General features: G+C 74.7%; 14 protein-coding genes and 1 riboswitch. Of the genes, 7 read left to right on the plus strand and 7 right to left on the minus strand.

The genetic code is table 11. The features are described 5' to 3' along the window. Positions 1–66 precede the first annotated feature (66 nt). The 6 genes from ACFXPX_RS34050 to ACFXPX_RS34075 form a co-directional block, all read right to left on the minus strand. Positions 67–855: a ferredoxin gene (locus ACFXPX_RS34050; RefSeq protein ID WP_380644368.1), complete on the minus strand. Its 789-nt coding sequence runs from the start codon at positions 853–855 to the stop codon at positions 67–69. Beyond that, positions 852–1670 (minus strand): ABC transporter ATP-binding protein, encoded by an 819-nt coding sequence (locus ACFXPX_RS34055; RefSeq protein ID WP_380644369.1) that lies wholly within the window; start codon positions 1668–1670, stop codon positions 852–854. Before ACFXPX_RS34055 ends, ACFXPX_RS34050 begins: the two co-directional genes overlap by 4 nt. Beyond that, on the minus strand, positions 1667–2746 hold the full coding sequence (locus ACFXPX_RS34060; protein ID WP_380644371.1) for a FecCD family ABC transporter permease: 1080 nt from the start codon (positions 2744–2746) through the stop codon (positions 1667–1669). Before ACFXPX_RS34060 ends, ACFXPX_RS34055 begins: the two co-directional genes overlap by 4 nt. After that, positions 2743–3612 (minus strand): ABC transporter substrate-binding protein, encoded by an 870-nt coding sequence (locus tag ACFXPX_RS34065; protein ID WP_380644373.1) that lies wholly within the window; start codon positions 3610–3612, stop codon positions 2743–2745. Before ACFXPX_RS34065 ends, ACFXPX_RS34060 begins: the two co-directional genes overlap by 4 nt. A gap of 205 nt (positions 3613–3817) precedes the next feature. Next, positions 3818–4024: riboswitch (cobalamin riboswitch) on the minus strand. Positions 4025–4129: 105 nt separating this feature from the next. Continuing rightward, complete coding sequence (locus tag ACFXPX_RS34070) at positions 4130–5071, minus strand: hypothetical protein (RefSeq protein WP_380644374.1); 942 nt, start codon at positions 5069–5071, stop codon at positions 4130–4132. A gap of 463 nt (positions 5072–5534) precedes the next feature. After that, complete coding sequence (locus tag ACFXPX_RS34075; protein ID WP_380397777.1) at positions 5535–5672, minus strand: hypothetical protein; 138 nt, start codon at positions 5670–5672, stop codon at positions 5535–5537. A gap of 400 nt (positions 5673–6072) precedes the next feature. Between ACFXPX_RS34075 and ACFXPX_RS34080 the strand changes: the two genes are divergently transcribed. The 5 genes from ACFXPX_RS34080 to ACFXPX_RS34100 all read left to right on the plus strand — a co-directional run bounded on the left by ACFXPX_RS34080 (position 6073) and on the right by ACFXPX_RS34100 (position 11394). After that, on the plus strand, positions 6073–7977 hold the full coding sequence (locus ACFXPX_RS34080) for an asparagine synthase-related protein (RefSeq protein WP_380644376.1): 1905 nt from the start codon (positions 6073–6075) through the stop codon (positions 7975–7977). Then, positions 7974–8408, plus strand: a complete 435-nt coding sequence (locus ACFXPX_RS34085) for a lasso peptide biosynthesis B2 protein (protein ID WP_380397781.1) — start codon at positions 7974–7976, stop codon at positions 8406–8408. The genes ACFXPX_RS34080 and ACFXPX_RS34085 overlap by 4 nt, the downstream gene beginning before the upstream one ends. Positions 8409–8489: 81 nt before the next feature. Continuing rightward, positions 8490–8750 carry a lasso peptide biosynthesis PqqD family chaperone gene (locus ACFXPX_RS34090; protein ID WP_380644377.1) on the plus strand — a complete coding sequence of 87 codons (261 nt, stop codon included), beginning with the start codon at positions 8490–8492 and terminating at the stop codon, positions 8748–8750. Positions 8751–8789: 39 nt separating this feature from the next. Next, the gene (locus ACFXPX_RS34095) at positions 8790–10517 is read left to right on the plus strand and encodes an ABC transporter ATP-binding protein (RefSeq protein WP_380595287.1); all 1728 of its coding nucleotides are present in this window, start codon (positions 8790–8792) and stop codon (positions 10515–10517) included. Between the two features lie 172 nt (positions 10518–10689). After that, the gene (locus tag ACFXPX_RS34100) at positions 10690–11394 is read left to right on the plus strand and encodes a DUF4232 domain-containing protein (protein WP_380595289.1); all 705 of its coding nucleotides are present in this window, start codon (positions 10690–10692) and stop codon (positions 11392–11394) included. 66 nt (positions 11395–11460) lie between these two features. Here ACFXPX_RS34100 and ACFXPX_RS34105 read toward each other — a convergent pair whose 3' ends face one another. Beyond that, positions 11461–11799, minus strand: coding sequence for a hypothetical protein (locus ACFXPX_RS34105; protein WP_380592855.1), 339 nt, complete (start codon positions 11797–11799; stop codon positions 11461–11463). A 423-nt stretch (positions 11800–12222) separates the two neighbouring features. Between ACFXPX_RS34105 and ACFXPX_RS34110 the strand changes: the two genes are divergently transcribed. Next, positions 12223–13125, plus strand: a complete 903-nt coding sequence (locus tag ACFXPX_RS34110; protein ID WP_380592857.1) for a hypothetical protein — start codon at positions 12223–12225, stop codon at positions 13123–13125. 205 nt (positions 13126–13330) lie between these two features. Next, a complete protein-coding gene (locus ACFXPX_RS34115; RefSeq protein ID WP_380644379.1) occupies positions 13331–13537 on the plus strand; it encodes a hypothetical protein in 207 nt (68 codons plus the stop codon). The last annotated feature ends 20 nt before the right edge of the window (positions 13538–13557 follow it).

A 13557-nucleotide genomic window follows, 5' to 3' on the forward strand; every position in this document is an offset into this window, starting at 1 on the left:
ACGATGGAGCGCGGGCTCGCCGACCGGCCGGGAACCAGGCGGCCCCGGTGGCCGCGGTGGCCGGGGTCAGCTGTCGGGTCGGCCGGCCGGTTCACTCCGGTGGCGGGGGAGCCGGTGAGACTCGACCGGGCGTCCGCCGGCCAGGTGCTCGGTGACGATGCGGCCGGCGGCCGCCGGGTCGATCCCCCCGTACCAGACGTCGTCCGGCTGCACGCTGACGACCGGGGCCTGGTTGCAGGGGAACTGGCACCCGGTCTGGGTGACGAGCACGTCGTCGTCGCCGAGGCCGTGCTCGGCCAGCTGCCGCACCAGGGCGCGCAGTGCCTCCTCCGCCCCCAGGGCCGTGCACCGCGGGCCGCGGCAGACCAGCACCTGGTGCCGGTGGCCGGTGACGTCCTCCCAGGCCGCGGAGGTGAGGCCGGGTTCGCCGCCGGTGACGGGCCTCGTCGCCGCGGCGACCGCGGCGACCGCGTCCGGTGAGTCGGCGAGGCGGGTCGCGACGAGGATCTCCGGCCGGTGGCCCGTGCGCTCGCGCCACCAGTGCGCCGCGATCCGCCGCAGCCAGGACTGGGCCGGGCCGGTGGCCGCGAGGCGGACGCCGATCAGGACCACGGTCCCGGCGCTGGCGTCGGCCAGCCTGGTCAGCTCGGCCGACAGGGAGGGGTCCGCCTGCTGCAGGAACGCGATCGAGGCCTGCTGCGACGCCGCCGTCCGGAGCAGTTCGTTGCGACGGACGGCCTCCCCGATCGACATGCCGACCAGGACCGTGGCGGTGCGGCGGGCGGGGGCGTCCAAAGCGGGGGCATCCAGGGCGGGGGCGTCCAACGCGGGGGCATCCGGGGTGGGGGAGGTCATGGCGAAGTCCTTTCGTGGAGCAGCCCGTTCCACCGGATGTGCGGCCGGTCGTGCCGGGGGTGCCGTTCGACGGTGACGTCGACGCCGTAGACGTGCCCGATCGTGGCCGAGGTGAGCACCTCGGCGCCGGGCCCGTGGGCGACCAGCCGCCCGTCGAGCAGGACGACGACCTCGTCGCAGTAGGCGGCGGCGAGTTCGAGGTCGTGCAGTGCGGCCACCGTGGTGATGCCCAGTCCGCGTACGGCGGCGAGGAAGCCGAGTTGGTGGCGCAGGTCGAGGTGGTTGGTGGGCTCGTCGAGCAGGAGCACGCCGGGCTCCTGCGCCAGGGCCCGCGCGAGCTGGACCCGTTGCCGTTCGCCGCCGGACAGCGTCGGCCAGGCCCGGTCGAGCAGGTGGCCGACGTCGGCCGCGGCGACGGCCTCGGCGACCACGGTCCGCTCGTGGGCGTCGGCGGCGGAGTTCCCCGGCACGGGCCAGCGGCCCCGGTGGGGCGTGCGCCCGAGCTCGATGACCTGGCGGACCGGCAGGGCCAGCCGGGTGTCCGCCTGCTGTTCCATGAAGGCCACCCGCTGGGCCCGGCGGCGGGCCGTGAGCGTGTGGAGATCCGCCCCGTCCAGGAGGACGCGCCCCGCGGACGGCCGGGTGAGTCCGGCGACCGCGCGCAGCAGGGTGGTCTTCCCGGCGCCGTTGGGTCCGAGCAGGCCGGTGACCCGGCCGGGGGCGAACGCGAGCGAGACCGCGTCCAGCAGGGTCGCGCCGCCGGCGCGCACGCCGAGTCCCTCCGCGCGCAGCTCGGCGGCGGGCGGCGCGGTCACAGTGTGCCCCCGTCGGCCCGGCCCTGGCGCCACAGCAGCCAGGCGAAGAAGGGCGCTCCGAGCCCGGCCGTGACGACGCCGACCGGGATCTCCCGGTCGGGGAGGACCGAGCGGGCCAGGACGTCGCTGCCCACCAGGAGGGACGCGCCCACCAGTGCCGATACGGGCAGCAGGAGGGCGTGGCGCGGGCCGCAGACGAGGCGGACCACGTGCGGGACGACCAGGCCGAGGAACCCGATGACCCCGGTGTTGGCGACCAGGCAGGCCGTCACCAGCGCGGCGGTGGCGATGAGGACCCACCGGGTGCGCTCGACGTGGACGCCGAGGGAGCGGGCGGAGGTCTCGCCGAAGGCGAAGGCGTCCAGGTCGCGGGCCGAGGAGGCCAGCACCGTGACGCCGATCAGGGCGACCGCGGTCAGGAAGACGGCGGTGGGCCACCGCACGCCGGCGACCGAGCCCAGCGTCCACTCCATGACACCGCGCGCCGCGTCGCGGTCCCCGAGGACCAGCACGACGAACGAGGTGTACGCCCCGCACAGTTGGCCCACCGCGATGCCGGCGAGCACCGTCCGGGCGGTCGGCAGCGACCGGGTGCGCGCGCCGGCCAGCACCAGGACGACGACGGCGGCGAGCAGGGCGCCGGCGAAGGCCGCCGTCGCCACCGCGCCGGTGCCCACGGCGCCGGTCACGCCGACGCCGAGGACGATCACGGTCACCGCGCCGGCGGCGGCTCCGTCCGAGATCCCGAGCAGGAAGGGATCGGCCAGGTCGTTGCCGGTCAGGGTCTGCAGCACCGCGCCGCAGACCGCGAGTCCGGCGCCGGTGGCGGCCGCTCCCAGGACCCGGGGCAGCCGCAGCTGCCAGACGATCCGGTCGTCCAGCAGGGTGACCTGCGGGTCGGCGAGTCCGAGCCGGCGCGCCACGACCTCGATCACGGTCGGGAGCGGCTCGTGGTGCGAGCCGACGGCCAGGCCGAGGAGCACGGTGGCCAGCAGCAGGGCCGCACCGACGGCCAGGGCCGCCGTCGCGCGGCCCGGACCGGCGGGCCGCGCGACGGGGTGGGGTGCCGTGGTCATGAAGCCGGGCGCAGCGCGCTCAGCCCCGCCGAGACCCGGGCGGCGCCGTCGGCGAGCCGCACGCCGGGAGTCGACTCCGAGAACGGCACCACCACGAAGGCCTTGCGCCGCACGGCGCCGAGCTTGCTCAGCACCGGGTCGTGCTCCAGGTAGTCGATCTTGGACTGGGCGGTGTCCCAGCCGGCGTCCGCGAGCACGATGGCGTCCGGGTCGGCCGCGACGACCTTCTCCCAGCTCACGTTCTGCCAGCCGCCGGGCAGGTCCGCGAAGACGTTGCGGGCGCCCACGGCGTCGAGCACCAGCTGGGGGCCGCCGTGGCCGGCGCCGACGAACGGCGACTTGGTGTCCGAGTCGTACCACAGGACCTTCAGGTCCTTGCCCGCGGCCGTCGCCGTGAACCCGGCGAGCTGCTGCTCCTGCTGGTGCTGGATCGCGGCGGCCCGCTCCGGTACGCCGAAGACCTGGGCGACGTCGTGCAGTTCGCCCCACGCGGCCTGCCACGTCGTCGGCGGCACCTGGCTCTTGTCCGAGCAGCCGAACGGGGACAGGTACGACGCTACGCCCTGGCCGCGCAGGTCCTCCCGGGTGCCCGCGACCTTGTCGGTGAACGCGCTGGCGTAAGAGGCGTACAGGAAGTCGGGGCGGGCGGTGAGGAGCTTCTCCTTCGTCGGGTACTTCGCGGAGAGCACCGGGACGGAGTCGTAGGCCGCCTTCCACTTCTCCGGGACGGCATCGTCGAGGTAGGCGGTACCGGCCATGCGGGACTCCAGGCCGAGGGCCAGCGCCACCTCGGTGGCCCCCTCGTTCAGCGTCACCAGCCGCTCGGGCGGCGTGCCGACCGTCACGGTGGTCCCGCAGTTCTCCACGCTGACCGGCGCGGCACCTGAGGACGTCCCGCCGGACGCGGCGGGCGCGGGGGCGCCCGTGCAGGCGCCGAGCGTGCCGAGGAACAGGACGGCGGCGACCGCCCGGCCGACACGTATCGGACTTGTGGGACGTATGGGATGTACGGAGCAGATGGATCGGAACGGACGCGGCTGACCGCTGGGCACGTGTTCTCCAAAACCCTCGTGGAACATGTCGTGCCGTGGCCGGTCTCCTGGCTTCCGCATCGACGTGCCGCGGCCGACCTTCCCGGGCGGCTCCTTCGAGCCCGCCCAGTGGCCCTGACCGCTGGGCGAGCCGGTCAGCGAGGGCCGCGGAACTCCGCGGCAACAGTGGCGAGGGCCGCACCGGACTCAGACCGGTTTCCCGAACACCACGGCGATCGCACGGTATCAGGCGTGGTCAGGGCGGCGGAGTCCGGCTCAGGGTGACGGCCCGACAGCGACGGCCCGCCGCGCGGGGGGCGCGGCGGGCCGGGTTCCTCGGAGCGGGCGGTCGTCAGCCGTGCGTCACGCACTTGTTGGTGCTGTTGGACCACAGGCCCTGGAGGTCGAAGGTGCCGGTGCTCAGGGTGACGTAGGCGTCGAGGTTCTCGCACTCGTCGCCGATCTCACCGCCGCCGCCGTTCCAGCCGATGCTGGGCCAGAAGTCGGTGACCGTCTCCGCGTACTCGTGGGTCTCGGTGGACTCGATGCCGGAGAGCAGCCGCCCGTCGGTGAAGGTGGTGCAGGCGCCCGCCCCGTTGTCCGGGATGTACGGCAGGTTGGTGTAGGCCAGGGTGCCGTAGGAGCTGCTGGTCTTGTCGTGCCAGGCGCAGAAGCCGGAGTTGGGGAAGCCGTCCGGGTGGGTGCCGGTGGGGGAGACCACCACGTACTGGGCGTTGAGGTTGGGCGCCTGGGTGGTGTTGCCGAAGTGGGCGGCGGCCTTGCCCGCCTCGGCGGCGATCTGGGCGGCGGTGGCGTTGGCCGGGGTGGCGGCGGCGTTGTCGAACCAGACGCCGGCCAGCGGGGAGGAGGCCGGGTGCTGGACGTGGGTGCCCTTGGTGCCGCAGGTGGTGGTGCCCCTGGCGACGCCCTCGCAGTACTGGCTGAGGATGGTGCCCCAGGTGTCCTGGCTGCCGTAGAGGCCCTTGAACATGTTCTGCATGTCGGGGGCGACCCCGGCCGGGTCGGAGGACCACTGCGAGCCCCAGAACACCAGGTACACCTTGGGGGTGGGGGAGACCACGCCCTGGGTCGCGGCGGAGCGGACCGACAGGGTGTTGCCGGACGTCGCGGTCGGGCTCTTGGCGGTGGTGCCGGGGTGGAGCGGCTTGGCCCCGAAGTGGGCGGCGGCCGGGGCGGGTTGGGCCTCGGCGCCGGCGGCCAGGGCGGTGGTGCCGAAGGCGGCCAGGGCCAGCGCCGTGAGGGTGTGGGCGGCGGCCTTGAGGGGGGTGCGCATGTGTCTGCTCCCGGGTGTGAGGGTGTGGGAGGTTCGTCCGTACAGGCCTGCGGACCGGCCGGCCCGCGGGTTGAGCCCGGACACCACATCAACTCGGCCGTCCGTCCGTCCAGATGGTGGACGCGGGGCGGGGAACCCTTTGCCGTGCTCATACCAAGGCCTTGTCGCGCCGCCAGGGGCGGGGTGGGGGCAGGAGCGGGACCGGCGGCGACGGTGGGGGCGGTGCGACCGTAGGTCGGTACACGTCGAAGTTCCCGGACCGGATTACGGTCGGGAACTTCGGCCATTCCCCCGGGATTCACCGGGAGTTCCGCTATTCCAACGTGCGGACGGCCTTCGGTGGTTCAATTCCCGGTGTGTTGGGATGCGAACGCCCGCGGACACCGGCGTCCGTGGACGCGGAACAGCCCGCCGGCGGGGCCGGCGGGCTGTGGCGATCGAGTCCGGGTCAGCTAGGCCGAGGTCAGCGCGGCTTCTTGAAACCCAGGGTCGTGGCGTCCTTCTTGGTGTAGATGGTGCCGTCCGTGTCCTTGCTGAAGTCGCCGACCTTGGCGGCCGTGGGCGGGGTGTAGCGCTTGGGCAGCTGGATGTTCTTGGCCATGGTTCTCTCCTCTGCATCGAGGCCGAAGCCTGTGGATGGCGTGACTCCATTGGGACCGCTGGCCGCCGGGAGTGTCCAGTCGCATCGTCAGATCCGGCCAATGGCGGGGAAATTCACGTTTCCGCAGGTGGATCGCGGACGGAACGTCTTTCGGCCGGATCGGCCGGAACAGTAGTTGGGACACAGAAGTGAACTGTGGCAACAGGAGTGTCCATGCCAAACGCTTTCTTGACGACGTTCGAATGTGATGGAACGACAATCATCCTGCTTCTTTCGGTGGGTGAATGGCGTGATCCATGGGGGAAGTGGACCTTGCCCGGTTGTGTCGCCTTCCCCCGGTGGTGCACGGTTCCGGAGAACCGGCGGCACCCACGCCGCCGTGACACCTGGGGGTGGGCTCGTGCAGTCGCTCAACGACCACCTGGTGGTCCTTCCGGACTCCCCGGACGGCGCCCGGGTCCATCGCCGACTCGGCGACACGGCACCACGGTCCGTCGCCCACGCGTCCGGACGGCCCTGGCTGGCCGGGTCGTGGTCGCCGGAGGACCTGGTGGTGTCCGAGGCCGGCCCCGTCCGGGTCGCGGTCCACGGGCTGAGCCCGGTCGGGCAGGACCGCCTCGACGCCCTCACCCGCACGGTGCGCGAACTGTCCGACCTGGACGCGCTCGCCCGCAGCCTCCCCGGCAACACCCATGTGATCGCCTCGGCCCACGGCTGGGTGCGCTTCCAGGGCACCGTCACCGGCACCAGGGCGGTGTACACCGCCCTCGTGGACGGCGTGCCGATCGCCGCGGACCGGGCCGACGTGCTCGCCGGGCTCACCGGCGCCGAACCGGACGAGGACCTGATCGCCGCGAGCGTGACGTACGGCATGCTCTTCGCCCCGCTGGGCGAACGCAGTTGGTGGCGCGGCGTCCGGCAGGTCGCCCCCGACTCCTGCCTGCTGCTGCCCACCGCCGGCCCCGCCCGGGACGTCCGCTGGTGGCAGCCCCCGGAGCCCGACCTCCCGCTGGACCCCGGGGCCGCCGGAGTGCGCGAGCGGCTGCGCGAGGCGGTCGCCCTGCGCCGGCCCGACGGGCGGCTGTCGGCCGACCTCTCCGGCGGCATGGACTCCACCTCGCTGTGCTTCCTCGCCGCCGAACACCACCCCGACCTGCTGACCTTCTGCTGGACCGGCGGCAGCGCCATCAACGACGACCCGGTGTACGCCGCCCACGCCGCCCGCCTGCTGCCGGGCGCCCAGCACCTGAGCGTGCCGGACACCGACGCCCCGCCGGTGTTCTCCCCGCCGTACTGGGCGGTCGACACCGAGGCCCCGCGCGCCGCGACCCGCGGCATGAACGCCATCCGGTACGGGATCCGCCACCTCGTCGACCACGGCGCCACCCGGCACCTGGCCGGCCACGGCGCCGACGAACTGTTCACCGGCGGGGCCGCCTACCTGCGCACGCTCTTCCGCCACCGGCCGGTGACCGCCTGGCGCCAGCTCGGCGCCCACCGCGCCCTGAACAGCTGGCCGTTGCTGCCCAGCCTCGCCGGGCTGCTGCGCGGCGGAGACCTCGGCACCTGGTGGCGGCAGTGCGCCGACGACCTGGCCCGCACCGCCCCGCCGTCCCGGGGGCCCGCCCTCGGCTGGGGGGAGCGGCTCCCGGCCACACCCTGGGCCACCGGCGACGCGGTGCGCACCACCCAGCGGGTCTTCCACGAGGTCGCCGACCGGATCGTCCCGCTGGCCCGGGACCGGGGACAGCACGAGGCCCTCACCGCGCTGCGCAGCGCCGGCCCGGTGCTGCGCCTGGTCTGCCGCGAGTACACCGCCTCCGGGCTCCCGCTGGAACTGCCGTACCTGGACGACCGGGTGGTCGAGGCCGTGCTGGCCGTCCGGCCCCACGAGCGGTACAGCCCCTGGCAGTTCAAGCCCGTGCTGGCGACCGCGATGCGCGGGCTGGTGCCCGGGACGATCCTCGACCGGACCACCAAGGGCGACTGCGAGGAGCCCGTCGACCGCGCCCTCCAGGAACACGTCCCCGACCTGCTCGACCTGTTCGAGGACTCCCGGCTGGCGCACCTGGGCCTGATCGACCCGGACCGGCTCCGGACCACCCTGATCACACCCCCGCGCACCGAGGACGTCTGGTCCGCCCAACTGGAGGCCACGATCGGCGCCGAGCTGTGGTTGCGGGAGATCGCCGCCCGGCCCGGCGCGTTCGCCGCCCGCCCCGGCGCGCCCGCCGCATCGACCGAGCGGACCCTCAGCGGCACCGGCCGCCCCGGCCGCGCACCCCACCCCGAGGAGAATCCGTGACCAGCCCGCCCTACGCCCTCCGGGCCCGCACCCGGCTGCCCCTGCACCGGCGCCTGCTGCCGCTGGCCGCCGTGGCCGTCGCCCGGCCGCTGTCCACGCTGCGGCCCGACCGCCTCCAGGCCGTCCTCGGCGTCCTCAGTACCGGCGCCCGCCCGGGCACCGCCGCCCAGGCCTCCGAGGCCCGGGCCGCCGTCGTCGCCGTCAGCCTGCGCTGCGCCGTGCACAACTGCCTCCAACGCTCCATCGCCACCGCCCTGCTCTGCCGGTTCAGGGGCGCCTGGCCCACCTGGCAGGCCGGCGTGCGCACCACGCCCTTCGCCGCCCACGCCTGGGTCGAGGCGGAGGGCCGGGTCATCGACGAGCCCTACCCCGACGGCTACTTCCGGCCGCTGGTCACCGTCGCCCCCAAGCAGCCGGCGCGCACGGCCTGACGGCCCGACCCGCCCGCCGTCCCGGCCCGCACCGGCCCCGACCCGCCCGCCACCCCGACGCATCCGGAGAAGGCCCCGACCATGACGCTCCGCCTGACCGACCACACCGTGTCCACCGACACCGACGACGGCGCCGTGCTGCTCAGCCGGCGCACCGGGCACTACTGGCAGCTCAACCAGACCGGCGCCTACGCGCTCCAGCGGCTGCTGGACGGCAGCACCCTGGACCAGGTCGCCGAGGAGTTCGCCGACCACTTCGCCATCGCGCCGACCCAGGCGCGCCAGGACCTGACCGCCATGACCGAACGGCTGCGCACCTCCGGCCTCGTCGAGACCTGCTGACCGAGCACCCGACGCCCCACGAAGGGAGACGTGCGTACGATGCTCCGCCAGCTGTGGACCCTCACCAGGGGCCGGCGACGCGCCCTGGGCGCCGCCCTGCTGCTCACCCTGACCGCCGCCGGAGTCGGCGTCGCGCAGCCGCTGGCGGCCAAGGGCGTGGTCGACGCCGTCACCTCGCACCGACCGCTGCTGCTGCCGTGCGCCGTCCTCGTCCTGCTGCTGCTCACCCAGGCACTGATCGGGGCCTGCGCCACCTTCCTGCTGGAACGCACCGGCGAGCGCTTCGTGCTGGGCCTGCGCACCGGTCTGACCGCGCACCTGCTGCGGGTCCGGATGGACGCCTTCGACCGCCAGCGGGTCGGCGACCTGATGGCGCGCGCCTCGACGGACGTGGTCGTGCTGCGCGAGGCGCTGACCCACGTCTCGGTCCAGATCGCCACCAACCTGTGCGTCGCGCTGGGCAGCGTCGTCGCCATGTTCGTGCTGGACCCGCTGCTGATGCTGCTCATCCTGGGGGTGCTGCTCGGCTGCGGCCTGGTGATCAACCGGCTGTCGGCCGAGATCGGCCGCACCTCCACGGCGCTGCAGACCGCGGTGGGCGCGATCTCCGCCGGACTGGAGCGCGCCCTGTCCGCGCTGCGCACCGTCCGGGCCAACCGTGCCGAGCAGCGGGAGATCGACCACCTCGACGCCCTCGCGCACCGCGCCTACGACGCCGCGGTGCGCAGCGCCCGGCTCACCGCCGTGGTCGCCCCCACCGCCCAACTCGCCATCAACGCCGCCTTCATCCTGGTGCTGCTGTTCGGCACGGCCCGGGTCGACCAGGGCGCCCTGTCGCTCGGCGCCCTGGTGGCGATGCTGCTCTACGCCTCCCAACTCACCGGCCCCGTCACCGAACTGATGGAGGGCATCGCCTCGGTGAACCGGGCCAAGGGGTCCGTGGAACGCGTCCAGGAGGTGTACGCGCTCCCCGTCGAGGAGGACACCCCGGCCCGGCCCGGCCGTGCCACCCCGCCGCGCCCCGCCGGCCGCGGTCCGGCGCCCGCGCTGGAACTGCGCGACCTGCGGTTCGGCTACAGCCCGGACGCCCCCGTCCTCCAAGGGCTCTCCCTCACCGTGCCGCAGCACGCGCTGGTCGCCCTGGTGGGACCGTCGGGGGCCGGGAAGTCGACCACCTTCGCCCTGATCAACCGCTTCTACGAACCCTGGAGCGGCAGCCTGCGGATCGACGGGCAGCCCGCCGCCGACCTCGGCCTCGCCCAGTGGCGCTCCCACCTCGGCTGGGTCGAACAGGACTGCCCGATCCTGCACGGAACCCTGCGCGACAACCTCCGCTACGCCGCGCCGGACGCCACCGACGAGCGGCTCCGGCAGGTCCTCGACCTGGTCAACCTCACCGGGAAGGTGAACCGCCTGCCGGACGGGCTCGACAGCGAGGTCGGCGAACGCGGCGTACGCCTCTCCAGCGGCGAACGGCAACGCGTCGCCATCGCCCGCGCCCTCCTTGCCCGCCCCCGGCTGCTGCTGATGGACGAACCCACCGCCCACCTCGACCCGGCCAACGAAGCCGCCCTGACGCTCAACCTGCACGCCCTCCGGGAGGAGTGCGCCATCCTCGTCATCGCCCACCGGATGTCCACCATCGAGGCGGCCGACACCGTCGTCATGCTCTCCGACGGCACCGCCACCGCCACCGGCACCTACCCCGAACTCTTCCACGGCCACCCGGACTTCCGGCAGCTCGCGGGCCACCACCGGCCAGGCTGACTGATCATCACCGGGAGGGGGTTGTCAACCGGCCCGCCCCCGAACGCGTGTCACAGTCCCGTCCCTGTCATGTCCTGGTGATTGTGACGCCGGAGGTGCCACCGAATCCGGTGGGCCGACGTCTTGTGGAGTGTTCCAAGCAGTCAGCACACACCGTCATCGGGGAGCCACCATGTCCGTCCGCCACCGTCGTCCGCTGCTCGTCGCCACCGTTCTCGCCGGCGCGGGGCTGGCGCTGACCGCCTGCGGGCCCGACAACACCGACACGGCCGCCGGGCCGGCGCCCTCCGCGAGCAACACGGTGGCCGCGAAGCCGACGGTGGGCGGTCCGGCCCCGGCGGGCGCGCCCACCACGGGCACGGGCGCGCGGCCCACCACGCACGCGCCGTCCGGCGGCAGCACCAAGTCCGGCTCCGGGGGCGCGGCCGGTGGCCCGTGCGACGTCCAGAACCTCTCGATCCACCTGTCGGCCCGCTCCGGCGCGCCCAGCCAGCGGGTGATCGAGGTGCAGAACAAGGGCGGCGGCGCGTGCACCCTGAGCGCCACGCCGGGTGTGGACCTGGGCAACTCCGCGACCCGCGACCAGAGCAAGAACCTCAAGCCGATCCTCGCCGCCGGGACCATGCGGTACACCGTCGCGGCGGGCAAGACCGCCTACGTGGTGCTCGACCTCGACCCGAGCGGTGCCACCGCCGGGACCACCCCCGGCATCAACGAGGTCAACGTGCTGGCCGACGACGAGGACGGCAACATGCCGCTGGCGAGCATCCAGAACTTCCCGCTCGGGGCCGACGCCAAGGTCCTGAACCCCTCGATGGGCATGTACCGGGCCACCCTGGCCGAGGCCGTCGCCTCCGTGGCCTCCGCTCCCAACTAAGCCTCTCCTGTGCGTTCGTGGGCCCGGCGGCAGCTGCCGCCGGGCCCACGGTCGTCCGGTTCGCGCTCAGCGGGCGAGCAGCTCCGGCGCGCGGTGGGCCACCGTGCGCTCCGCCTCGCGCCGGCCGCGCGGGCCCAGCCGGGCGAGCAGGTGGTGGTCGACGGCGCCGCGGTGGATCCAGATCCCGGCGAGCGACTCGGCGCACAGGTCCACCAGGGTCTCGTCCGGCTGGGCCGGATCACCGGCGACCCCGGCTAGCGCCGCGACCACCTGGTCGGACGGGAAGTCCTCCAACTGCGAGGCCGCGTCGTACCGTTCGTCCGTCCTGACACCGGCCGCCGTGCCGAGCAGGATGCCGATGAGCAGGGCCTCCTGCTCGCCGGGCAGGTAGTCGCGCCGGGCCACCGGTCGCTCCGCGGGCTCCTGGCGGGGTCTCCGCCGGCCCCACGAAAAGGTCTTCAACGGACTTCTCCCCCGGTGCGTCCCGCCGCGCTTCTCGGCACCGACCCTACCGCCGTCACGATCACCGGCGAGCTCGCCCCCGGCGCGCGCTGCCGTCCCGGGCGGGGCGCTCAGCCGCGGCCGGGTCCCGCCGTGCGGGCGAGGCGGGCCGGAGCGCCGCCCGGGGCCGCGGCGAACTGCGCGCCCGGTCCGCCGGGGACGCCGGCCGGTCCGGTCGGAGAGCCACCCGGAGGCGAGGTGGCCGAGGAACGACGCGGCGATGAACACCGCCAGGTGCCCGCTGCTCTTCGTCACCGAGAGGTGCCGGGTGGTGTGGAGATGGGTGAGCAGGGCGTGTCGGGCGGGCGGACGGGGTACCGGAAGTGCATGGCAGTCTTCCGAAAGCCGGGGCGCTTCAAGCGGCCGGACCGTTCCGGTCCGGTGCGTCCCGGGCCCGTTCCCCGGGGGGAGTCCGGTCCGGAGGGGGGTCTGGCCGAGGGCCTCGCCGAGCTGGTGGAGGGGGCCGAGCAGCCCACCGGGGCCTGGCAGGTCGCCGAGTACCACGCGGAGCGCGGGCGGGGGCGGGCGCTGGTGGCGGGCGTGGCCGGGCGGCTGGGCAGCGGGGGGCGGGCAGCGGCCCGGGGCGCGGCGCTCGGCGGCAAGGCGCTGACCGAGCAGCTGGTGCGTACGGCGCCGCGGATCCCGGTCCGCGACCTCGCGACCCTGCGCTCCCAGCACCCGGACGCGGCCGACCCCGAGCGGCTGGCCGACCTTCTGGTGGCCGGTGCCACCCGGGCCTCCGCCGCCCTCGGCGCGGGCGTCGGGGCGGCGGCCATGCTGCCGGTGCCGCCCGCGATGCCGCTGGAGATCGCGGCCGAGACGCTGGCGGTCGCGGCCGTGGAGGTGAAGCTGATCGCCGAGCTGCACGAGGTCTACGGCGTCCCGGCGCAGGGCAGTGCCACCCAGCGGGCCGGGGCCTACCTGGGGGCCTGGGCGAACCGCCGGGGGATCGACGCCATGCTGCTGACCCGCCCGGCGGGCTTCGCGGCGCTGGCCCTGGGGGCGGAGGTGCGCCAGCAGGTGCGGCGCCGGCTCACCCGCAGCTGGATGCGCCGGCTGCCGTCCGTGACCCCGCTGCTGCTGGGCGCGGGCATCGGCGCGACGGTCAACCGGCGGGACACCCGACGGCTGGCCGGGCAGGTCCGCGACGACCTGCGGTCGCGTCCGCCGACGGACCGCGGGTACTGGGCGGCGGCCGGGCCGGCGGTCGAGGGCGAGATCGTGCCCTGACCCCCTGGACCCCTGACCCTCTGGACCCCATGACCGCTCGGACCCGGTGCGACGGGGTGGCGGGGGCTGTGCTGGGATGGGGTCCTGACCAGCTGAGGAGGGTGTTGTGACCGCGGAGTCGCATGCGGACTGCGGTCCGGTGCATCCCCTTGACCCGGACGCGCCGGTGTTCGTGTCGAAGCGCGTGCACCGCGGGGAGCCCGTGGTGAGCGTGTTCCTCGACCGGGACGGCGACTGGCAGGCGTTCTCGGCCACCGAGCCGCGGTGGTGGAAGGGCGGCCCGAAGCTGGTCCATGCCGCGCACCTGCTGGGCGGTGATCCGTCCCTGGCCGAGCTGCCGGCCCTGCCGCTCGGCCACTGGACGACCCGTACGGACGCCTCGTCGACGCAGTGGCAGGTCTTCCGGGGCTGACCGGGCCCCGATACAGGCCC

Source organism: Kitasatospora sp. NPDC059146 (assembly GCF_042786665.1).
In the GTDB taxonomy this organism is placed as follows: domain Bacteria; phylum Actinomycetota; class Actinomycetes; order Streptomycetales; family Streptomycetaceae; genus Kitasatospora.